21 protein-coding genes are annotated in these 22,431 nt (G+C 39.9%); 15 read left to right on the top strand and 6 right to left on the bottom strand.

The annotated features are described in order from the left end of the window. The first annotated feature begins 22 nt into the window (after positions 1-22). Entirely contained in the window at positions 23-1,192 is a 1,170-nt protein-coding gene (locus QRD02_RS10415) for a helix-turn-helix domain-containing protein (protein WP_290254885.1), read from the top strand. A gap of 91 nt (positions 1,193-1,283) precedes the next feature. Here QRD02_RS10415 and QRD02_RS10410 read toward each other — a convergent pair whose 3' ends face one another. From QRD02_RS10410 to QRD02_RS10395, 4 genes are all read right to left on the bottom strand, one after another. Continuing rightward, on the bottom strand, positions 1,284-1,853 hold the full coding sequence (locus QRD02_RS10410) for a DUF4256 domain-containing protein (RefSeq protein ID WP_290254884.1): 570 nt from the start codon (positions 1,851-1,853) through the stop codon (positions 1,284-1,286). Between the two features lie 166 nt (positions 1,854-2,019). Continuing rightward, a complete protein-coding gene (locus tag QRD02_RS10405; RefSeq protein ID WP_290254883.1) occupies positions 2,020-3,543 on the bottom strand; it encodes an ArnT family glycosyltransferase in 1,524 nt (507 codons plus the stop codon). A 337-nt stretch (positions 3,544-3,880) separates the two neighbouring features. After that, positions 3,881-4,594, bottom strand: a complete 714-nt coding sequence (locus QRD02_RS10400; protein WP_290254882.1) for a phage tail-like protein — start codon at positions 4,592-4,594, stop codon at positions 3,881-3,883. 6 nt (positions 4,595-4,600) lie between these two features. Beyond that, positions 4,601-5,335 carry a phage tail-like protein gene (locus QRD02_RS10395; RefSeq protein ID WP_290254881.1) on the bottom strand — a complete coding sequence of 245 codons (735 nt, stop codon included), beginning with the start codon at positions 5,333-5,335 and terminating at the stop codon, positions 4,601-4,603. A gap of 516 nt (positions 5,336-5,851) precedes the next feature. Between QRD02_RS10395 and QRD02_RS10390 the strand changes: the two genes are divergently transcribed. From QRD02_RS10390 to QRD02_RS10380, 3 genes are all read left to right on the top strand, one after another. Then, positions 5,852-7,006 carry a 5-(carboxyamino)imidazole ribonucleotide synthase gene (locus tag QRD02_RS10390; RefSeq protein ID WP_290254880.1) on the top strand — a complete coding sequence of 385 codons (1,155 nt, stop codon included), beginning with the start codon at positions 5,852-5,854 and terminating at the stop codon, positions 7,004-7,006. A gap of 28 nt (positions 7,007-7,034) precedes the next feature. Beyond that, positions 7,035-7,529: a 5-(carboxyamino)imidazole ribonucleotide mutase gene (purE, locus tag QRD02_RS10385; protein WP_290254879.1), complete on the top strand. Its 495-nt coding sequence runs from the start codon at positions 7,035-7,037 to the stop codon at positions 7,527-7,529. A gap of 121 nt (positions 7,530-7,650) precedes the next feature. Beyond that, complete coding sequence (locus tag QRD02_RS10380) at positions 7,651-9,672, top strand: M3 family metallopeptidase (RefSeq protein WP_290254878.1); 2,022 nt, start codon at positions 7,651-7,653, stop codon at positions 9,670-9,672. A 191-nt stretch (positions 9,673-9,863) separates the two neighbouring features. On the opposite strand, the gene QRD02_RS10375 is transcribed toward QRD02_RS10380, so the two are convergent. Next, positions 9,864-11,309: a M20/M25/M40 family metallo-hydrolase gene (locus tag QRD02_RS10375; RefSeq protein WP_290254877.1), complete on the bottom strand. Its 1,446-nt coding sequence runs from the start codon at positions 11,307-11,309 to the stop codon at positions 9,864-9,866. 169 nt (positions 11,310-11,478) lie between these two features. On the opposite strand from QRD02_RS10375, the gene QRD02_RS10370 reads away from it, so the two are divergent. Next, entirely contained in the window at positions 11,479-12,027 is a 549-nt protein-coding gene (locus tag QRD02_RS10370) for a sigma-70 family RNA polymerase sigma factor (RefSeq protein ID WP_290254876.1), read from the top strand. Next, complete coding sequence (locus QRD02_RS10365; protein ID WP_290254875.1) at positions 12,027-12,281, top strand: hypothetical protein; 255 nt, start codon at positions 12,027-12,029, stop codon at positions 12,279-12,281. The genes QRD02_RS10370 and QRD02_RS10365 overlap by 1 nt, the downstream gene beginning before the upstream one ends. Here QRD02_RS10365 and QRD02_RS10360 read toward each other — a convergent pair. Then, positions 12,278-13,123 carry a UbiA prenyltransferase family protein gene (locus QRD02_RS10360; RefSeq protein ID WP_290254874.1) on the bottom strand — a complete coding sequence of 282 codons (846 nt, stop codon included), beginning with the start codon at positions 13,121-13,123 and terminating at the stop codon, positions 12,278-12,280. The genes QRD02_RS10365 and QRD02_RS10360 overlap by 4 nt on opposite strands. A 112-nt stretch (positions 13,124-13,235) precedes the next feature. On the opposite strand from QRD02_RS10360, the gene gcvP reads away from it, so the two are divergent. The 9 genes from gcvP to QRD02_RS10315 all read left to right on the top strand — a co-directional run bounded on the left by gcvP (position 13,236) and on the right by QRD02_RS10315 (position 22,430). Continuing rightward, positions 13,236-16,085 carry an aminomethyl-transferring glycine dehydrogenase gene (gene gcvP / locus QRD02_RS10355; RefSeq protein ID WP_290254873.1) on the top strand — a complete coding sequence of 950 codons (2,850 nt, stop codon included), beginning with the start codon at positions 13,236-13,238 and terminating at the stop codon, positions 16,083-16,085. Between the two features lie 119 nt (positions 16,086-16,204). Then, positions 16,205-17,263, top strand: a complete 1,059-nt coding sequence (locus tag QRD02_RS10350) for a 3-oxoacyl-ACP synthase III family protein (protein ID WP_290254872.1) — start codon at positions 16,205-16,207, stop codon at positions 17,261-17,263. Positions 17,264-17,303: 40 nt separating this feature from the next. After that, positions 17,304-17,825 (top strand): class I SAM-dependent methyltransferase, encoded by a 522-nt coding sequence (locus tag QRD02_RS10345; protein WP_290254871.1) that lies wholly within the window; start codon positions 17,304-17,306, stop codon positions 17,823-17,825. A 19-nt stretch (positions 17,826-17,844) separates the two neighbouring features. Then, complete coding sequence (locus tag QRD02_RS10340; RefSeq protein WP_290254870.1) at positions 17,845-18,198, top strand: hypothetical protein; 354 nt, start codon at positions 17,845-17,847, stop codon at positions 18,196-18,198. Further along, complete coding sequence (locus QRD02_RS10335; protein ID WP_290254869.1) at positions 18,150-18,656, top strand: class I SAM-dependent methyltransferase; 507 nt, start codon at positions 18,150-18,152, stop codon at positions 18,654-18,656. The genes QRD02_RS10340 and QRD02_RS10335 overlap by 49 nt, the downstream gene beginning before the upstream one ends. Positions 18,657-18,712: 56 nt before the next feature. Next, on the top strand, positions 18,713-19,564 hold the full coding sequence (locus QRD02_RS10330; protein ID WP_290254868.1) for a glycosyltransferase family 2 protein: 852 nt from the start codon (positions 18,713-18,715) through the stop codon (positions 19,562-19,564). 101 nt (positions 19,565-19,665) lie between these two features. After that, positions 19,666-20,772, top strand: coding sequence for an alkaline phosphatase (locus QRD02_RS10325; protein WP_290254867.1), 1,107 nt, complete (start codon positions 19,666-19,668; stop codon positions 20,770-20,772). Between the two features lie 156 nt (positions 20,773-20,928). Continuing rightward, complete coding sequence (locus QRD02_RS10320; RefSeq protein ID WP_290254866.1) at positions 20,929-21,666, top strand: MlaE family ABC transporter permease; 738 nt, start codon at positions 20,929-20,931, stop codon at positions 21,664-21,666. Then, the gene (locus QRD02_RS10315; RefSeq protein WP_290254865.1) at positions 21,666-22,430 is read left to right on the top strand and encodes an ABC transporter ATP-binding protein; all 765 of its coding nucleotides are present in this window, start codon (positions 21,666-21,668) and stop codon (positions 22,428-22,430) included. The genes QRD02_RS10320 and QRD02_RS10315 overlap by 1 nt, the downstream gene beginning before the upstream one ends. Position 22,431: the final 1 nt, after the last annotated feature.

The following is a 22,431-nucleotide window of genomic DNA, read 5'->3' as shown; positions in this document are numbered from 1 at the left end:
TTCTATTGGAAATCTACAAACATTGTCTTATTTTTCATCCGTGGAAAAATGGGCAATGTTCGTAGATTTTATTTTAATTGCGGGAATGGCATTGTTATTTCTGTTAATGGTTTTTTTGTTTAAGGCACGAACCCATTTTTCAAAGAATCTTCTCTTTGTTTTTTTTGCGAATAGCTTTTTCTTCCTTTTATATTATTACGCTTTTCTCCATCGATTGGGCGACTTGGGGGCATTGGCATTTTTCTTCGGAAATGGTACTGGCTATTTATTGGGCCCAGTAACTTATTTTTATTTGAAAGCTTTAATACTTCCAAAAAGTAAAATTCTACCTGCATTATGGCTTCACTTAATTCCATTTTTCTGTAATTGGCTTTTCGTATCCCTACCGATTGCCATAAGTATTGCCACTCCTGCCCTAACAGATTATGGGAAAAATTATGCAGCCATTGCAGACTATCTCAACTTGGTGGAAAACATTTATTTCCTAGTTTATATTATTATTACCTATAAACTTACACAGCGCATCCGTATCGCTTCACTCGATAATTATTCCTCCTTAAGCCGTACCGGATTGTCGTGGTTTCATAATTTACTGGTAGGTTTATTTATTATTGTAGTATTGGACAGTCTTTTTTCCGTTTATGAACTTAACTACGCAATGATTCCGTGGAATATTGGTACCATAATCGCCTTTTTATTTATAGTGCTTTATTGTTATTTGGGTTATAAGGGAATATTTCAAACAAATTTAATGCTGCCTGGTTTTGTTGTTCACGAACCACTTCAAAAAATTACCGATGATAAAAATGTTGTTACCAAACTCAATCCTTCAGGAATTACGGAAACCGAATCGGCAGAATTAAAAATGCGGCTAAATGAATTGTTGGAGGTTGAAAAACTATATTTGAACGAAAATCTTAGTCTGACAGATTTAGCCGAAGCCATGGACATTAGCAGTAGAAAACTCTCCGAGTTTTTAAACAAGAGCCTCCATATTAATTTTTACAATCTCATAAATGATTACCGGGTGAATGAGGTTCAGCAAAAATTAAAAGAGGATGAGAGTAAAAAATACTCGTTGCTAGGTTTAGCGCAGGATTCGGGATTTCAGTCGAAGGCCAGTTTTAACCGAATTTTTAAGAACAAAACCGGAATGTCTCCATCGCAATATAGGCAGATGTATTGTTCTTGAAATAAGTGGAAGAGAATTGGTTGGGCTGTAGGCTGTAGGCCGTAGGCAATTAGCAAAACTCCAACAATTAAACAGTTCAACAATTAAACAATTAAACTTTCAAACCCCCCCGAAACCCCCTTGCCGCGTAATATGATTGCGCTCCGTTGTGATACACAAAAACATTTCCGAAGCGGTAGTCTCCAAAAATAGCGCCGCCCAGTTTGCGAATGCTCTCGGGTGTTTTTAGCCAGCTGGAGGTTTTGGAGTCGAAGTTTCCGAGTGTTTGAAGTTCTCGGTATTCCTCTTCGGTTAAAAGGTCGATGCCCATTTCTTCCGCCATATCAATTGCGGTATTGTCAGGGCGGTGTTCCTTTCTGGATTCCCAACCTGCGCGGTCGTAGCAAATGCTTCTTCTGCCTTTCGGACTTTCTTCGGCGCAGTCGTAAAAAAGATATTCCCCCGTTTTTTTGTCCTGCCCAACCACATCAGGCTCGCCGCCGGTTTCTTCCATGGCATCCAACGATATAAGCTTATCGGGATTGGCTTTCAATTTTGTTTCCACATCTTCCCATTTAATGCCCTTGTGGCGGGAAGTGTTTTTTTCAAAACGGGTTTGTAATACTTGCAACAGCGAATCACGCTGTTCGGAAGATAAAGTCTTGTTTGCTGTTTTTGCCATTATATTTTTATTTGCGGGACCGTAAAAATATTAAAACAAATAAAAAATTCAAAAGTTAACGGTTTCAATCTTAGGCTGATTGGATATTAAATACTAATAATCATATTTTTCAATATGAAAAATATAGACTTAAACATACCTCAACTAAAAACTAAAAAATTATAACTCACCTGTAATTCTTGGCGGCGGCAATTTCCTTCTGAATACGTTCCCGTATGTCAAATTTCGCATCAATAAAAACATCGATGGATGTTCCAAATTCACGGGCATACTCATTCGTGACCGATGCCGCACGCATTGCTTTTTGGAAATAGGGAGCCGTTTTTTCAAGTTCGGAATCGTCTTCATCCTTTTCCTTTACACGGATTAGATTTTCATATTTTTTCGACAAATCAATCCAATTGACATAATCGGCATTAAAGGAAACGGCCTTTGTATTTTGGGTGGTGTAGAAATTTATGGCTCCTGCCTGCCCATAATTATCACATATTATAATGGTTTGGGTCTTGTTCGGCAGGCTTGCATAAACGCTGTCCACTTTCTGCGCCAATTCCTTCCACCCCAACATATCGGCAAAATCCTGGGGCAGCAAATGTTCCTTCCCATCTTCCCAACGCAGCATTCCCAGTTTTCTATATTTTTCAGGATGCTGCACTATATATTCCGGACTTTTATTGGGAAAGGCAACATTATAAATAGGAATAAAAAGCAGGATTGGAATGGCAATTGCCACGGGCCGCAAATATTTTTTCCAACCCTCGGCTAAAATATTTTCCAGAAATACGGCACCAAAGGCGATGTAAATGGGGTATAGCCCAATGGCATAATAATCCTTTGCCCGAAAATAGAGAAAGGTGATTATTGTAAAACCGAGGGCATAAAAGAAAAACCGATATGACCTATATGGTTTATAAAAAAGCAAGGCGTATAATCCCGCGAAGATTACAAAAAAGCCCCCCAGAAAAAAGAGCAATTGTGCCTTCAGAAAATCCCCTCTGTTTACGTTTACCAATTGGGTTTGTGCCAATTCCTCCATATGATGGATTACGGGAAAGTTGTTTTGGTATTGCCACAATATATTGGGTGCGATAAGAACAAAACCTAGTATTATGGCCCAATACAAATGAGGTTTTAGAAAAAGATTCCGATGCTTTGAAAGCAATAATGCGGGCACCAATCCCATCAAAAGAAAAGCGATGTTGTATTTGTTCAAAAAGCCCAAGGCGAAAACCACCGCGCCAATGAACAGCCATTTTGAATTTTCCGAATTGATATATTTTATCAAAACAAAATATAGGGTTGTCCAGCAAAGCACATCAAACGAATTGGGCTGATACAGCATATTGAGTCGCAAAAGCGCAGAAAACAAAACGCAAGATGCCCCTAAAATTAGGGCGAAGAGATTTCCCTTTAGCTCCGCTATCGCTTTCCAAACCACAAAAATTGTAAGGGCGCCGTATAGGGCGGGAAAAAACTTAATCCAAAAAATCGAATTGCCCAGAAGTTGGATTAAATAAGAAGTCCACGCAGTAAAAGGCGGAACGGAAAGATAGCCCCACGCCAGATGATCGTCCAGCTCGAGGTGCAAATATTCATCGCGTTGCAATTCATATTCGGCACCCAACAACCAAAATTGCAAAAAGAATTTTAAGGCAATGAACCCTAATAGAATGAGTGTCTTTTTTGTCATTTCGCCAAAAGGATAATTGAAATGGGAATTTTAGATGAAAGTCATTCCAATTTCCCAAATGTAGAAATAAACCAGCGGTTTTGGTTTACAACATCTTATAGCAATTTCAGATATATTAGAAAATTTAATGATACAAATTCACCATTATATCAATATGGAATGAGAGTTAGTTTCTGAAAGCTTTGTTCGAACCAAATTCGTACTTTGTTCGAAGGTTGTTCGAATAAACGCCCCATTCTTCGAACAATGTTCGAACAACCTTCGAACAACACTCGAACAAAATGGCAAAAAATGCCGCTAAAAAGGAAAGAAAAATAAGGAAGGAAAACCCGTCCAATTATAATTTCGAAATACCGATATTGAAAAATTTACCATTTATGGTTCCCGTGCCGTCAAGAATGTATTTTATTTCCACAATATCATTTGCCTCGAGCAAAACAGGAGAGTTGCCGCTGGTTCCCCACCAATCGCTGACACTGAGATTTACGTTTCCGCTGGTAAGATAGGACGCTAGTGCTCCATTTACATATAACAGAACTTTGTATTTTTTAGCACCGACGGGCAAATTGGTAGTGGACATTCCCGCTGTAACCAAATAGAGTCCGTCGCGCAAAATGCGTACAGTGCCATTTTGAACCCCTAGCCCAATCTCAACCATTTCAAAATAGCCCGGAGAATTTTGAAGCACATGGGTATTGTTGAGCGGAATGTGCAGCGGCGTGAATGTTTGCTGAAGCGTGCCGTTTTCCTTATTTAAAATTATGGATGGCGTATCATTATACGTGTAGGCCATCCATTCGCCATCAATGCGTATATACCAGTTTTCTTTGGAAGTATTATATACAATTGCTCCGTCCAAGACATCTGTAATAGCTTCCATTTGTTCGCTGGTTACGCGCGGCATCACTAAAGCCCCCCTTTCACTATCAATTTGTAGTGCACTGCCTTCAGCAAGTTGTGTGGTGTTTATTCCCACCCCTTGTTGGGCAATAAGCGGCAAAACAGTGATAAAGAGGAGAAAGGCTAAGATAATTTTTAAATAAGAAAACATACCGACCTAAATTTTAACGATTCCAATCTTGAAGAAACGTGCATCCAATGGAACACCATCATTGTTCATTACGTATTGCAGACTAATAATCTGATTCGCCGCAAATGGTAGCATCATTACGCCACTGGTTCCGAATTCATCATCATTTTGCATCACTACATTTCCGCGTACCAAATAACCAATTAGCGAACTTCCGTTATAAACCCCAATAATATATTTGTGGCCTCCAGTTGGCAACATATTTACAGAGAACCCAGCGGTAATCATATAATTTCCACTCCTTTTAATTTTAATGGTGCCCGGGCCAATAACCTCAAAAAAATTAGGCTCATTGGAACGAACCTCCTCTTGGGTAAGGGGAAATTTGTAATAGATATTGGTGTGGGTCTGGACTAAATTATTGTCATTATTTTCGCCCCAATCCTTGCTCATAACAATGGAAGGAAGATCGGGACGCGTAATGTTATTCCAGGTTCCGGAGGAATATAGAAATAAGGCAGAAAAATTCGTGTTATAAACTATAGAACCCTCCAATGGATTCGGGATTGCGTTCATTTGGGCATTCGTCATTCGTGGGGGAACAAGAGCACCCGTGGTGCTGTCTATCTGCAAGGCGCTTCCGGTAGCGGGACTGGTCGTTCCAATTCCCACCTGAGCCGTTGCGGACGATAGAAAAAACAGCAAAATAAAAAATAGGCCAACAAGGCCTTTTTCAGGCAGATAGTAGGTGATTTTTTTCATTTGGGGTGAAATAAAATTCACGGCAAAATTAAAATTTATTTTCAAAATATGGACGCCAGTCAGAAAAATCATCGCCTTTCATCGAAAATTTTATGATTTATTTGGAAATCGCTAAGAATATTATTACAAATATCGTTCATCGACTTTTTTCATCCATCAAATACCCAAATGGATTTTTCAGCTCTATTTCAAGTTGATTATCGGATTGTTAATTTTGCGCATAAATGTTCAACCCGTTAAGCCCCATTCACGAATTCAACCACCATCATTTTACTATATTTGCAGTTGAAGGAAGTTATGAGTTATGAGTGATGAGTGATGAGTGATGAGTGATGAGCGAAAAGGGATTAGCGAAAAGCGATTAGGGAGCTAACGTACGACAGCGGAAAAGAAAATAAACAACGGAGAATTAATAACTGATAACCAGCAACTGATAACAGAGAACTGATAACCGATAACTGATAACCGATAACCGACAACTGATAACCGATAACTGATAACCCATAACTGATAAAAATGAACTACTTCTCCACCAACTTCACCCTCGGAATTTTAGGCGGCGGGCAATTGGGCAAAATGATGCTGTACGAAACCCGTAAATGGGACATAAAAACCCACGTTCTGGACCCAAGCATTGAAGCGCCTTGCCGCATTGCCGCAGACTATTTTGAGCAGGGGGATTTAATGGATTTTGAGACTGTTTATAGCTTCGGAAAAAAGGTAGATATTCTTACTTTTGAAATTGAAGGCGTAAATATTGAGGCGTTGGAAAAGCTGGAAGAAGAAGGCATAAAAGTATATCCCAGCGCAGCTACACTAAGAAATATTCAAGACAAGGGCATTCAGAAACAGTTTTATAAAAAACACCAAATCCCCACTTCGGCTTTTAATGTTTTTGAAAATAAGGATAGTTTAAACCACGCCATTTTTCAAAAGGAAATAAGCTTTCCCTTCGTTTGGAAAAGTTGTACCGGAGGGTATGACGGCAAGGGCGTGAGCATAATTCGTGCTGCTGAGGATTTAATTCCATTGGCGGATGGAGCGTGTATTGCAGAGGATTTGGTTCCCTTTAAAAACGAATTGGCGGTGATTGTAGCCCGCAATCCTTTGGGAGAAGTGAAAACTTATCCCGTGGTTGAAATGGAATTCCATCCCGAGGCCAATCAAGTGGAATATGTTATCTGTCCCGCGAGAATTGATGAAAATGTAGCCCATAAAGCACGTGAAATTGCATCGAAAGTTTCCGAAGCCTTTAAACATGTAGGCCTTTTGGCGGTAGAAATGTTCCAAACCGATGACGATGAAATATTGGTAAACGAAGTAGCCCCCCGCCCGCACAACAGTGGCCATTACAGCATTGAGGCGAGTTATACGAACCAATTTGAACAGCAAATCCGTGCGATCTTAGATTTACCGTTGGGCAATACGGACAGCAAAGCGGGCGGAATTATGGTAAACTTGGTAGGTGCCCAAGGTCACACCGGACAAGTAGTTTATAAAAACATCGAAAAAATATTGGCGATGGAAGGCGTTACGCCCCACATCTACGGTAAAAAGGAAACTCGCCCCTTTAGAAAAATGGGTCATGTAACTATAGTAAATAAAGATCTCGATAAAGCGCGAAAGATAGCCGAGGAAGTTAAGAAAACTATTGAGGTTATCACTGAATAATCAAATCTCAAATTCAAAATTGGCATTTATGAGCAAAGTAGGAATAATAATGGGAAGCACCAGCGACCTGCCTGTGATGCAGGAAGCTGTGGATATTTTAAAGGAATTCAATATTGAGGTGGAAGTGGACATCGTTTCCGCCCATCGAACGCCCGACAAACTTTTTGATTACGGTAAGAACGCACATACCCGCGGCATTTCCGTAATAATTGCCGGAGCTGGCGGCGCAGCGCACCTGCCTGGGATGATTGCCTCGCTTTCGCCATTGCCTGTTATTGGTGTTCCCATAAAATCCAGCAATTCAATTGACGGGTGGGATAGTGTACTATCCATTCTGCAAATGCCCGGTGGGGTTCCCGTTGCAACGGTTGCGTTGAATGGCGCGAAAAATGCGGGTATTTTGGCTGCACAAATTATCGGTTCTTCTGATAAAAATGTTTTGGATAGAATGATTGCCTACAAAGAAAATCTTAAAACAAAAGTTAAAGAAGGCGCCGAAAAAGTTCGCAGCGGACGGCTCTAAGATTTCAAAATTAGAATAAAAATAACCTCTCGAGCGCAGCCGAGAGGTTCATAATTTCCAGAATTATTTTAGAGAAATAGGTTTCGACTGCGCTCGACCAGACATTGAATTTTAAAATACTATGAATAACAATCCCCTATTACAACCCTACGACACAGCCCCGTTTTCGCAAATAAAAACCGAACATTTTCTTCCTGCCATTACGCAGTTAATTGAAGAAACGAAAGCCCAGATAGATGCTATAAACGTAAATTCTGAAGTGCCTACTTTTGAAAACACGGTTGAAGCCTTGGAATTTTGCGGTTATAAATTGGATCGGGCAACCAGTATTTTCTTTAATTTAAATAGTGCCGAAACCAATAATGAAATCCAGAAATTGGCACAGGAAATCTCTCCGATGCTTACCGAATTTAGCAATGACATTTTGTTGAACCAAGAATTGTTTGAAAAAATTAAAGCGGTTTACAATCTAAAGGAAACCTTACAACTCTCAGAGGAACAGCGAATGCTGCTCGACAAAAAATACAAGGCATTTTCAAGAAATGGCGCCAACCTTACCGAAGAAAAGAAAACAGAATTACGAAAAATTGACGCCGAACTTTCCAAGCTAAGTCTCACTTTTGGCGAAAACGTTTTGGCGGAAACCAACAAGTTTGAACTTCATATTACCGATGAAAAAGACCTTTCCGGTCTGCCCGAAGGTGTGATTGAAGCCGCCGCCCAAACCGCGGAAGAAAAAGGTAAGGATGGTTGGGTTTTTACTTTGGATTATCCAAGCTACGTTCCGTTCTTAACTTACGCCGACAATCGCGAACTTCGCAAAAAAATGGCAATTGCCTTTGGTGCAAAAGGGTTTCACAATGACGAATTGGACAATCAGCAAAACGTGTTGCAGATTGCTACGCTTCGTCATAAACGTGCCAATTTGTTGGGCTATGACAGTCACGCGCATTTTGTGCTTGAGGAACGAATGGCTGAAACACCCGAAAAAGTAAAATCATTTTTAAATGAATTGCTTGAAAAGGCAAAGCCAGCCGCACAAAAGGAATTTGATGAATTGACAGCTTTCGCAAAGGAATTTGATGGCATTGACCGATTGGAAAAATGGGACGGCGCGTATTATTCCGAAAAATTGAAACAGAAACTTTTCAACCTCGATGATGAAAAGCTGAAGCCTTATTTTGAATTGAAAAACGTAATCAATGGTGTTTTTATCGTGGCGGAAAGATTATTTGGACTTCATTTTGAGGAGGTAGAAAACATCGATAAATACCACGTTGACGTAAAAACTTATGAAGTAAAAGATGACGATGGCCAATTGGTTGCAATCTTTTACGCCGATTTCCATCCGCGTGCCGGAAAGAGAAATGGCGCTTGGATGACCTCCTATAAACCGCAGCAAATAAAAGGAGAAACTAATTACAGGCCGCATATTTCCATCGTTTGCAATTTTACAAAGCCAACCGCTAGTAAGCCATCACTTTTAACCTTTAATGAAGTGACCACGCTTTTCCACGAATTCGGGCACGCTTTGCACGGCATGCTTGCCAACACCACCTACCCCAGCCTTTCCGGAACCAGTGTTTACTGGGATTTTGTGGAATTGCCCAGCCAGATATTGGAGAATTGGTGTTACGAAAAAGAAACCTTGGAGCTATTCGCCACCCACTACAAAACGGGCGAGATGATACCGATGGAATACATTGAAAAGATAAAGGATTCCGCTACGTTTTTGGAAGGAATGGCAACCCTGCGCCAGCTAAGTTTCGGGATGCTGGATATGGCTTGGCACGGAGGCGACCCGTCAAAAGTGGGTAATGTAAAAGCTTTTGAAGTTGCCGCTTTTGAGGATACACAACTGTATCCTGACGTAAAGGAAAATTGTATGAGCACTTCGTTTTCGCATATTTTCCAGGGCGGATATTCAGCCGGATATTACAGCTACAAGTGGGCCGAGGTTTTGGATGCGGATGCTTTCGCCTTGTTTAAACAGGAAGGGATTTTCAACAAAAAAGTAGCCGATAGGTTTAAAGGATTTGTGCTTTCACAAGGCGGCACGTTGGACCCAATGGAACTATATATAAAATTCCGGGGACAGGAACCGGACCCGGAAGCACTGTTGAAACGTGCGGGGCTTTTATGAAAAAAAGTCCTTTCGGAATTTGAAGATTCTTCGGGAGGTTTTATAACGCAGTGTTGACATACTTAAAACCGAAATTGGAATGTGAAGCATGAAAATGCGAATGCGGGAAGTGAAAACGGGAATGCGGGTAAAAAAATATGCGCGTGCTAAAAGTAGGCACGCGCATGTGGGAGAGAGTTAAAGAAAATAGATTAATTCAAAATAAATTTCTTCGTAAGCTTGTGGCCATTTTCCAAAGTGAATTGCGCAATGTAAAACCCTTGTGCAAACTGCTGCAATTGGATGGTTCCCGCTTCATTTTTTGCTTTTTCTGAAAGTATTCTTTGTCCGGCAATATTATAAACCGAAACTTCCTTTATATCAGAAACTGTATTGTTCAGTCGGTAATTCAAGGCCATATTTTTCACAAACACACTAATTGCATTTTCGGAAAAATCGTTCACGGAAAGAGTTTGAGGCTTTGCAGCTTCAATTAAAAATTCCAGCCCCAGCTTGGTGAATTTTACGGCATGTTCCGGCGTATTGAAAAAGGAATAAACATCGCCGGCACTGTGGATGTTGGGATTGTCCTGCCCCATTGCTGCCTCGAAAGGAAACGCGGCATTAAACCCATTAGCGGCCCAACTTGCGTGGTCTGAACAACCATAGCCACACTCAGTGTAATTGTAAGTAAAGTTATGATTTCCATTGGAGTTGTAATGGTCCATCAAATCGGTCAGGTAATTATTCAACTGTGAACTGTTGTACCAGTCCGTGGTAATATAGATATCGCTATTGGAGCCATTGAAACCTGTCATATCGAACTGAACATAGGCGGCTACGTTTACGTTATTGTTTGCATAGTTTTCAGCAATCTCCGCAGAACCTACCAATCCGATTTCCTCTGCAGCAAAAGCCATTACTTCAATACTTCTGTTTGGCACAAAATTCTTTGCCAATAGTACCCGCACCATTTCATTGAGTGAGGAAATTCCGGAGGCATTGTCATCTGCACCGGGAGCGTCATTTTTGTCCCCAAACGATGTTGAATCAATATGGCCGCCAATGATCACGAATTCGTCGGGATTATTTGCGCCATCTATTGTTAAAATAACGGAAGGCATAGGCGTGTTTACGTGGTTGTAGATACGGGTGTGCACATCGGTCCTTCCAGAAGCCAAAATCATTGCATCCCATTTGGCTTTTTGGTCCATCACGGCCTGTGCAGCTTGTGATTTAGTGTGGTAGCGGGTTCCATAATCCTCAAGCTCCAAAATGTTGTCCTCAATATTTTGTCCGTTTACCAAATCCAAACATTCGTTCACGAATGCATCTTCGGTTATTGTAAAATCGATAGTGGGATTTCTTCGGGGCACGATGTTCAAGGCGCCCAGCGCCTTTTCTTCGGAAGCTTTGAAAATATAGCCAGGACCGTGGGTACGCACATTATCGTGGATTTCGTGGGCTATCTCCTCCGTTAGAAGAACGGCAGCCTGCCTGTCTGTAGTGGCTAAGATTTGTATATCGTTTGGAAAGCGCGATTTAAAAGTAGCGGCATCAGTTGCATCCATAGTTGCATAAAAGGAAGTGTCGTTTTGCGCAGTGGCAACAATCGAGAATAAAAGGAACGAAAGAATTCCTAAGGTAATTTTTTTCATCGGGAAGTATATAAAATTAATATTGTAAAAGTAAAATTTCTTTAGAACTTCTGATGGCATTAAGAAAGTTTAACTATTTCTTCATAAAATAGGCTAAACTAAATAATTATCAAGTTCGTATATGTTCTTAAAACTTCCCTATTTTTGAGATAGGCTAAATTTTATTCTATTGGAATTACTAAATCCGGACCAATGGGTGGACAAATATGCAGATTATCTTTACAATTATACTATTGTAAAGGTGAACGACCCTATTGTGGCGCAGGACTTGATTTCGGATACATTTTTGGCAGCCTTAAAATCCATGAAAAATTTTAAGGGAGAGGCTTCGGAACGCACTTGGCTTATTTCGATTCTGAAACGGAAAATTATAGATTATTACCGGAAAATTAATTCAAAAAAAGGATCTGCCGAGGTTCACATTTCCTATAAAGATGATGCTTCCGAAGGAGATTGGCTTGAAGAAAACGCGGCCGATCCATTTGATAAAACTGCAGAGGATACGATGGAAAACAGAGAGTTGGGACTTGCAATATTGGATTGTTTGGAAAAACTACCAAAAAAGCAGGCTGAGATTTTCAAAATGAAAACAATTGAAAATTATGACACGGACGCAATATGTAAAGAATACAATATTACAGCGTCTAATCTTTGGGTTATAATCCATCGGGCGCGCAAAACTTTGGCGGAGTGCCTTGAGAAAAATTGGTTTAAGTAATGAATATAAAATTTTTTTTAAAGTGCAATAAAGCGGCTCACTTGTGTGACAAAAGTCAATATAAAGAGACCGGCTTCCTGGAAAAATTATTTCTAAAATTGCATATTCTTGTTTGCTCGCTCTGCCGAGGCCATGCGAAACAAAATGGCAAACTGACGGAAACCATCAAGGCTGCAAATTTAAAAACACTGCGACCGGAGGAAAAGGAAATTTTGAAGAAACGCCTTGAAAACGAAATAAGTCGCGGCCACTAGATTTCCAAAATCTGTTCAAAAAGTAAAAAAAGCAATACCCAAACAATCGGCAATCCCTCCACCCAAAAGGATGCAAAATATTTATTTTGATCGGTTCGGACTATAACCAACATCCATCCCAAAATCACACAAAAGCTAAGGAGGCTTGAAATAAACGCCACATCTGACCATAGCTTGTAAAATTCAAATATCAAACAAAGCAACAATGCCCCCAATCCAAATAGTTTGGTGTTTCGAACTCCAATTTGTTGCGGAATGGTTTTAAGATTAAGGGAATCATAAGGCACGTCACGAATTTCAAATGGAAGAATGAGCGCCACAACAATGAAAACACGTTGAAAAAATGTTAGCAACACATCGCCCGGAATGGGTGATTGTGCGGCAATTACCGGAACAATAACCGACACGCCTGCCCAAACAAAAGCTACCACAAAAATCTTTACTCCCGAAAAATTCCGCAGGTTTTTATGCCGCACCAAAGGCACTGCGTAAAAAAAAGTAGTCAACCCAAACCCAACCATCACCAACAAAACAGTAATGGGTAGTTGGAAGGCCAAATAAACAAAGAGTACAAAACTTACCGCTGAAAAAACCTGAATAGTCTTTAGGGAATCGGTCAAACTTCTATGGTGCAAGCCTGCTACCTTTGCGTATTTTACAAAATTATAGCCCGTTAAGGCACCCAAAAAAACAAAGGCCCAAAGCTCCTTTTGGAGCTTCAAATCATATTCCATAACAGTAATTGCAAATAGGGCCAATACAGCCAGCGCAACGTGTATACTACTGTTAATATAAAAAGCGAAAAAACCCTTTAAAACCTTCATCATGTCAAATTTAGTCAAAGCGCTGTTACGCTTTTCAAATAGTTGAAAATTTATGTTTTTCAACCCTTTAAAAAGAAATTATTTCGGCTTAAATATTGTAATTTTGCCACCTAAATTTCAAACGCGGATAATGAATACAGATTCTTTTGCTTTAAGACATATCGGTCCCCGGGAAAACGATCTTCCCGAAATGCTTAAAACCATCGGTGTTAGCTCTATTGACCAACTTATTTATGAAACCGTGCCAGACGATATTCTTTTGAAAAAAGCGCTCGATCTAGACACTGCGATGAGCGAGCAAGAATATTTAGAGCACATCACTGAACTTTCCACAAAAAACAAACTCTTCAAAACATATATTGGGCTGGGATATCACCAATCCATAACCCCACCCGTAATCCAAAGGAACATACTTGAAAATCCAGGTTGGTACACGGCCTATACGCCCTATCAGGCCGAGATTGCACAAGGTAGGCTTGAAGCGTTGCTGAATTTCCAGACGGTAATTACGGATTTAACCGGAATGGAACTTGCCAATGCATCACTTCTGGATGAATCTACGGCCGCAGCGGAAGCAATGGCGTTGCTATTTAACGTACGGGAAAAAGAAAAAAAACAAACCAATGCTTCCAAATTTTTTGTTTCCGAAGAAGTCTTGCCACAAACAATCTCAGTACTCGAAACCCGATCCATTCCTTTGGGTATAAAACTGGTGGTTGGCAATCACGAGGAATTTGACTTTTCCGATGAATTTTTTGGTGTAATTCTTCAATACCCAAGCCGCACTGGGAAAGTGTACAATTATAAAAGCTTCATTGAAAAGTCGAATAAAAATCAAATAAAAGTAGCCGTTGCTGCAGATATCCTAAGTTTGGTAATGTTGGAAGCTCCTGGACATTTTGGGGTTGATGTGGTTGTGGGCACAACCCAACGCTTTGGAATTCCATTAGGTTATGGAGGGCCGCACGCAGCCTTTTTCGCAACTAAAGATGAATACAAACGAAGTATTCCCGGAAGGATTATTGGAGTAACCAAAGACACCGACGGTAATCGTGCCCTGCGCATGGCACTTCAAACCAGGGAGCAGCACATAAAGCGCGACAAGGCCACTTCAAATATCTGTACTGCCCAGGTTTTATTGGCGGTAATGGCAGGAATGTATGCCGTTTATCACGGCCCCGAAGGATTAAAATATATTGCGCAAAAAGTTCACAACGGAGCCGCTACCTTAGCGAATGCGTTGGAAAAATTAGGCTTCGAACAAATGAATGAGACCTATTTTGACACGATAGCCATAAAAACTGATGCCACAAAAATTAAATTTTTGGCCGAAGCTAAGGAAGTTAATTTTTACTATCCGAATGACGAAACAGTTTCTATTTCAATCAATGAAACCACGACCGTTAAGGATTTAAACAAAATAGTAGCCATATTTTCCGAAGCCATTAAAAAAGACTTTCAAAAAATAGTGGAGCTGGAAACAGGCAACAAAATACAGCAAGAAGTTGCCCGAAAAACAGAATTCCTTCAACAGGAAGTTTTCAACAAATACCACAGTGAGACTGATTTAATGCGCTACATAAAAAAGCTGGAGCGCAAGGACCTTTCCTTGAACCATTCCATGATTTCATTGGGCTCTTGCACTATGAAATTGAATGCTGCCGCGGAAATGCTTCCCTTAAGCGACCCCATGTGGGGCAATGTACACCCTTTTGTACCGGTGGAACAGGCTGAAGGCTATCAAACCGTATTGAAAAAACTAGAAAAACAATTAACCGAAATAACCGGATTTGCCGCCACCTCTTTGCAACCGAATAGTGGTGCACAGGGTGAATATGCAGGGTTAATGGTGATTCGCGCATACCACGAGTCCCGCGGGGAAGGCCATAGAAATATTTGTTTAATTCCTTCTTCCGCACACGGTACGAATCCTGCCAGCGCAGTAATGGCCGGTATGCAGGTGGTAGTAACAAAATCAACCGACGAAGGAAATATTGACGTAGATGATTTACGCGAAAAGGCCCTTAAACACAAAGACAATCTTTCCTGTTTAATGGTTACCTATCCTTCAACCCACGGAGTTTATGAATCTGCCATTCGCGAAATTACGGGTATAATACACGAAAACGGCGGACAGGTTTATATGGATGGGGCAAATATGAATGCCCAGGTAGGGTTAACAAATCCCGGAGCCATTGGCGCAGATGTCTGTCACTTAAATCTTCACAAAACTTTCGCTATTCCTCACGGCGGAGGCGGACCGGGCGTGGGGCCCATTTGTGTAGCGAAACAATTGGTTCCGTTTTTACCTTCAAATCCGGTGATTAAAACTGGTGGTGAAAATGCAATTACGGCCATTTCCGCAGCGCCTTATGGCAGTTCGTTGGTATGTTTAATTAGTTACGCTTACATCTGTATGCTGGGTGTAAATGGATTGAAAAAAGCGACACAGTTTGCCATATTGAATGCTAACTATATTAAAGAAAGATTGAACGGCCACTACGAAGTACTTTATGCAGGTGAACGAGGGCGCGCAGCTCACGAAATGATTGTGGATTGCAGGCCATTCAAAGCAAAGGGGATTGAGGTAACTGATATCGCAAAACGACTGATGGATTATGGCTTCCACGCGCCAACAGTTTCCTTCCCTATTGCGGGCACGTTGATGATAGAGCCTACAGAGAGTGAGAGTAAAATGGCATTGGACCAATTCTGCGATGCGATGATTTCCATCCGGAAAGAAATAGAAGCTGCCGATAAAGAAAATGTAAATAACGTGCTGAAGAATTCACCCCACACCTTGCAAATGTTGACGACAGACGAGTGGAGTTTTCCATATAGCAGGCAGGAGGCGGCATTTCCATTGGAGTATGTTTCAGAAAATAAATTTTGGCCATCAATAAGAAGGGTTGATGATGCGTATGGGGACAGAAACCTTATATGCACCTGCAACCCTATTGAGGCTTATATGGAAGCTTAAGGAAGTTAGAAGCCACAGTATTCAGCAGACTGATTTTTGCAATAAAAGATTTCACTGAATACTGCCACTTAACACTGAACACTTTTTTTTCCGTATTTTTAATAAAAACTATTCAATATATGAATGTCAAAATAACCGGTATAGGAAGTTACATCCCGAGCGAGATAGCGAAGAATGAACATTTTGGCGCACACCATTTTTACAATGAGGACGGTACCCGCTTCGGCCAGGAAAATGAAACTATTATTGAAAAGTTCAAGGCCATTACTGGTATTGCTGAACGTAGATATCTCCCGGAAAACCTAAACACTTCAGACATTGCAACCTTTGCTGCCGAAAACGCAATAAAGCACGCAGGGATCGATAAAGAAGAATTGGATTATATTATTGTTGCCCACAATTATGGCGATGTTAAACACGGCTCGGTGCAAAGCGATACAGTGCCAAGCATAGCCACACGGGTAAAACACAATCTAAAAATCCAAAATCCTCACTGCGTGGGCTACGATATGCTGTTTGGCTGCCCCGGTTGGATTGAAAGTATGATCCAGGCCAATGCATTTATAAAAGCGGGAATTGCCAAAAAATGCTTGGTAATAGGCGCGGAAGCCCTTTCGCGGGTAGTGGATCCACACGACCGTGATTCCATGATTTATAGTGATGGTGCGGGGGCTGCAATTGTTGAAGCAACCGAGGAGCCCGGCGGAATATTGAGCCATTTTAGCGCTACTTATGCCTTTGATGAGGCACATTTTATTTACTTCGGCGAAAGCAATAATCTGCAGAAAAAAGACAATCGCCGTTACATAAAAATGTATGGTAGAAAGATTTATGAATTCGCATTGAACCATGTGCCAGATGCCATGAAAACCTGTTTGGACAAAACGGGGATTGGCATTGATGATGTGAAAAAAATCTTTATCCATCAAGCCAATGAAAAAATGGACGAGGCAATCGTAAACCGTTTTTACAAACTATATGGCCAAACTCCGCCCAATAAAATTATGCCTATGAGCATAGACAAATTGGGCAACAGTAGCGTTGCAACCGTACCGACACTCTATGATTTGGTATTAAACGGGGAATTGGAAGGCCATTCCATCGAAAAAGGCGACGTCGTGATCTTTGCCAGCGTTGGCGCCGGAATGAATATTAATGCGATAGTCTATAAAGTGTAATTAATTCTGAATTCAGAATTCAGAATTCAGAATTGAAAATATGTACGAAGGCAAGTTTCCGAAGAAAAGATACAGACACACCTTAAAATTTCTAAACGAGGTTATTTCCAAGGAAGAAAAAATACTCGATTTGGGCGTACCGAATCCTTTTTCTGAAATACTTACAAATGAAGGTTTTCAAGTTACAAATACAAAAGGCGAAGATCTTGACCTAGACACCAATGTTGTAAAAACCGATGATTTTGACGTTGTAACCGCCTTTGAAATCTTTGAGCATCTGGTTTCACCTTTCAATGTACTGCAAGATATACGAGCTAAAAAATTGGTTGCTTCCGTACCCTTAAAACTTTGGTTTGCCTCGGCCTATAGAAGCAAAACAGATGAATGGGACCGCCATTATCACGAATTTGAAGATTGGCAATTTGATTGGCTACTTGAAAAATCGGGCTGGCGCATTGTGAAAAAAGAACAGTTTACCAATCCAGTAAAGAATATTGGCATCCGCCCAATTCTTCGGAGAATTACTCCGCGATATTATTTGGTTTATGCGGAAAGAAAATGATTTTAAAATGCAATAATATATGTATATAAAATTTGTCTCCATTATAAAAAAATATACTCCAAAAGGATTGAGGCTTTTTTTAAGAAAATTAAGACGCGTAGTATTGTATTACATACAAGTTATAATAGGATTTAATTTCAGAAAAATATATTATTGCCCTGTAAACAAAAAAAAATATAGAACATTTATAAAAGATGGAAAATTATTACTTTCGCTTGACTTAGGGGCAAGGGAAAGACACAGATTTATTTGGCATTATCTCAATAATCAAACAACATTATTTACGGCTGACGGAATAAAACTATTGCATATTTCCCCAGAATTTTGTTTTTATCAAAAATTTTCAGAGAGAGAGAGAGAGAGAGAGATTTAAAGAGCTTTCAGTATTTTCCAGTAGACAAATTCGAGCCTGGATACGATTATTTTTCATTAACTAAGAATTTTGATTTATTGAATAAAGTCGAACCGACGGAGCAATTTAGTTTTATAATATGCAATCATGTTTTAGAACATATCATAGATGATATAACCGCAATAACAAATTTATTTAAGATTTTAAAGAAAGGAGGAACCGCCATTGTTAGCGTACCTATTTTAGAGCAGAATGCACCCACATACGAAGATTACTCAATTACATCACCAAATGACCGCAAGCTACATTTCGGACAATGGGACCATGTGAGGTATTATGGAACAGACATTGAAAATCGTTTTGTAAATGTGGGTTTTAAGGTTAAGACCATAAGCTCCCTCAATTATTTTACGGAAATAGAAAGAAAAACTTTTGGTGTTTCCAAAAATCAATATGTTTTCCATTTAATAAAAATATAGTTAGAGTTGATTTCTGAAAATTTAATTTGAAATCTTAATTCAAGTCCCTTTTTATTTTGAATATATACATCGTCATACCCGCCCATAACGAAGCGACTTTTATTGGCGGGATGCTACAATCTATTGTTAAGCAAACCTTGCTTCCCAAGAAAGTGGTAGTTGTTAATGATGCGTCAACCGATGGTACGCAGACCATAATCCAGCAGTTTTCCGAAAACTATTCCTTTATTGAAAGTGTTTTTCACAATTCCGAAGAACTTCACGAGCCCGGAAGTAAAGTCATTAATGCATTTTACAAAGGTTTTGAAACGCTTGATAATGACTTCGACATTATTTGCAAGTTTGATGCAGACTTAATTTTTCCGAAGAACTATTTGGAGAAAATTGCAGAAATATTTCAAAGTGACTTGAAGATAGGTATGGCGGGCGGCTTTTGTTATATTGAAAAAAACGAAAATTGGATTTTGGAAAACCTGACGAATAAAGACCATATTCGGGGCGCGTTAAAGGCCTATAGAAAAGAATGTTTTGCAGCCATTGGCGGCTTGCGTAACACGATGGGCTGGGACACGGTCGATGAACTTCTTGCCCAATACCACGGCTGGAAAATTAAAACCGATACTTCGCTGCACGTAAAACACCTAAAACCTACCGGAAAAGTTTATTCTAAAAATTCAAAATACAAACAGGGCGAAGCGTTTTACAAAATGCGTTATGGTTTTTGGCTTACATTGATCGCCTCCGCCAAATTGGCTTTCAAAAAAAATAGTTTTTCATTTTTTGTGGATACAATGAACGGTTTTTATAAAGCGAAAAGTTCAAAACTTGAATATATCGTTTCGGAAGCCGAAGGGAAATTCATCCGAAACCTACGTTGGAAAAATATTCGCCAGAAATTGGGCTTATAGTTTTTATTTTTTAGTTCTTAGTTTTTAGTTTTTAGCAAAAAAACATTGCGGTAACAATCACCCTTATAATAATGCTTATTTTTACGAATAAAATTTTTTCAATGAAAATCAAGCCTTCCCTCCTCACAATTCTCATTTCCTTTGCAATAATTTCAACCTCCTGTGTTTCAGTCCAAGTTAAGGACAACACGGTTGCAAACATTTCTTCGGAAGTAAAAAAACCAAAAAACATCATTCTTTTAATTGGCGATGGCATGGGTCTGAGCCAAGTTTCCGCAGCCATTTATTATAAGAATGGGAAGCCTAATTTTGAGCGTTTCGGCACAATTGGCCTGAGCAAAACTTCATCGGCCAATGATTTAATTACAGATTCCGCTGCGGGAGCCACCGTTTTTTCTACGGGAATAAAGACATATAACGGTGCAATTGGAGTGGACATAGATACCATAGCTGTACCAACCATTGTGGAACAGTTATCAAAACGCGGTTTGTCAACGGGCATTATTTCTACATCCTCCATTCAGCACGCAACGCCGGCCAGTTTTTATGCGCACGTAAAGAGCCGAAGATTGTATGAGCAGATAACCGAGTTTGCCCCCAATTCTGGGGTAAACTTTTTTGCTGGTGGCGGGCTTAAGTTTTTTAATAAAAGAAAAGACGGAAAGGATTTATTAGCTGAAATGAGAGCTAAAGGTTACGAAGTAATTTTGGATGAACTTCCCAAAACCTCAAGTGAGAAAAATGAACTTATATTGCTTGCTGAAGACGGCATGCCAAAAATGAGCGAAGGTCGGGGCGATTTTCTTTCAAACGTCACAAAACTTGCTTTGGAAAAGCTGTCAAAAAATGAAAAAGGATTTTTCCTTTTGGTTGAGGGAAGCCAGATTGATTGGGGCGGCCACAATAACGATGCTGATTATTTGATTGAGGAATTATTGGATTTTGATAAAACTTTAGGCGTTGCCCTAGATTTTGCTAAGCAAAATGGCGAAACGCTTGTAATAGTTACCGCAGACCACGAAACGGGAGGTTTTACGTTATCCTCAGATGGTACCAATTACAACAAAATAAAACCAACTTTTTCAACGACGGGCCATTCGGGCACCATGGTTCCTGTATTTGCAGAAGGCCCTGGGTCTGCCCTTTTCAATGGAATTTATGAAAGTATTGCGGTTTACCATAAAATGATGGAGCTTTTTAATAGGTGAATAGGTGAATAGTTGAATAGTTGAATGGGTGAATGGGTGAGATTATAAAATTGTGAAAAGCTTTGTTTGATGTTCATTTCGTAAACTGAATTCTTAACTTGCTTTTATAAACTACAGTAATGTAATTTTAGTACTTTAGCCGAAGTATCCGTTTTTATGAAGTATTTACAAGATATTGGTTCTTATTTTTTGATGATTAAAAAGGTGTTTGGCAGTTTTACCAAAACATCAGTTTTAAAACACCTTATTTTTAAGGACATAAATGACTTAATCATAAGCTCCTTAGCAATTGTTTCGTTTATATCATTCTTCGTGGGAGGAGTTGTTGCTATCCAAACGGCACTGAATATGGATAACCCCATTATCCCAGATAGCCTCATTGGCTTTGCTACAAGGCAGTCAGTTATTTTGGAATTTGCCCCTACTTTCATGTCTATTATTATGGCTGGAAAGGTTGGGTCATTCATCACTTCCAGTATTGGTTCCATGCGCGTAACAGAGCAAATAGATGCCTTGGAGGTAATGGGTATTAACTCATTGAATTATTTGGTTTTCCCCAAAATAGTGGCACTTATGTTTTATCCCTTTGTAATAATACTATCCATGTTTCTAGGAATTTTGGGTGGGTGGGTTGCCGGGGTTTATGGCGGTTTCACTAGTTCTGCAGATTTTATTGCGGGTGTCCAGGAAGATTTTATTCCATACCAATTGTTCTACGCTTTTTTTAAGACAACCATTTTTGCATTTATTCTTGCCACGGTGCCCTCCTGGCAAGGTTTTTATATGAAAGGAGGTGCTCTAGAAGTGGGCAAGGCCAGCACAAATTCCTTTGTTTGGACCAGCGTGCTTATTATTGCTGCAAATTATATTATCACCCAGTTAATGCTTAGCTAATGATAAAGGTTGAAAACGTACATAAAAGTTTTGGGGAAGAGGAAATTCTTAAAGGGATATCCACGGAATTTGATCGTGGCAAAACCAACCTCATCATAGGTCAAAGCGGCAGCGGAAAAACTGTATTGCTGAAATGCCTTCTTGGGTTATTCAAACCGGAAAAAGGCAGAATATACTATGAAGACAAAGCCATTCAGGATATGGATGATGAAGAACAGCGGCAACTTCGGGAAGAAAGCGGCATGCTTTTTCAGGGCGGTGCACTGTTCGATTCCATGAATATTGAAGAGAATGTGATGTTCCCTCTGCGAATGTTTACGAAACAGAAAAAATCCGATATGTTAGCAAGGGTAAATGAAGTATTGAAACGCGTTAATCTGGAAAACGTTAATAAAAAATTTCCCGCAGAAATTTCCGGGGGTATGCAAAAAAGGGTCTCTATTGCCCGCGCTATCGTGAATAAACCAAAATTTCTATTCTGTGACGAACCCAACTCCGGTCTGGACCCAAAAACGGCGACTTTAATCGATACCTTAATTCAAGAAATTACGCACGAATATAATATAACCACCCTTGTGGTAACGCACGATATGAACTCCGTAATGGAAATAGGTGAAAAAGTAGTCCTGTTAAAAGACGGCAAACTTGTTTGGGAAGGAAACAACCAACAAATTTTTAAAACAGATAATGAGGATGTGACAAATTTCGTCTATTCCTCAGATCTTTTCAAAAAAATACGTGACGTACAATTGAAGGAAGGCTAAC

This window comes from Aequorivita aurantiaca (assembly GCF_030410135.1).
Classification (GTDB): Bacteria; Bacteroidota; Bacteroidia; order Flavobacteriales; family Flavobacteriaceae; genus Aequorivita; species Aequorivita aurantiaca.
Note: the sequence above shows the minus strand (reverse complement) of the source record. Positions and strands in the feature narration are given on the sequence as shown.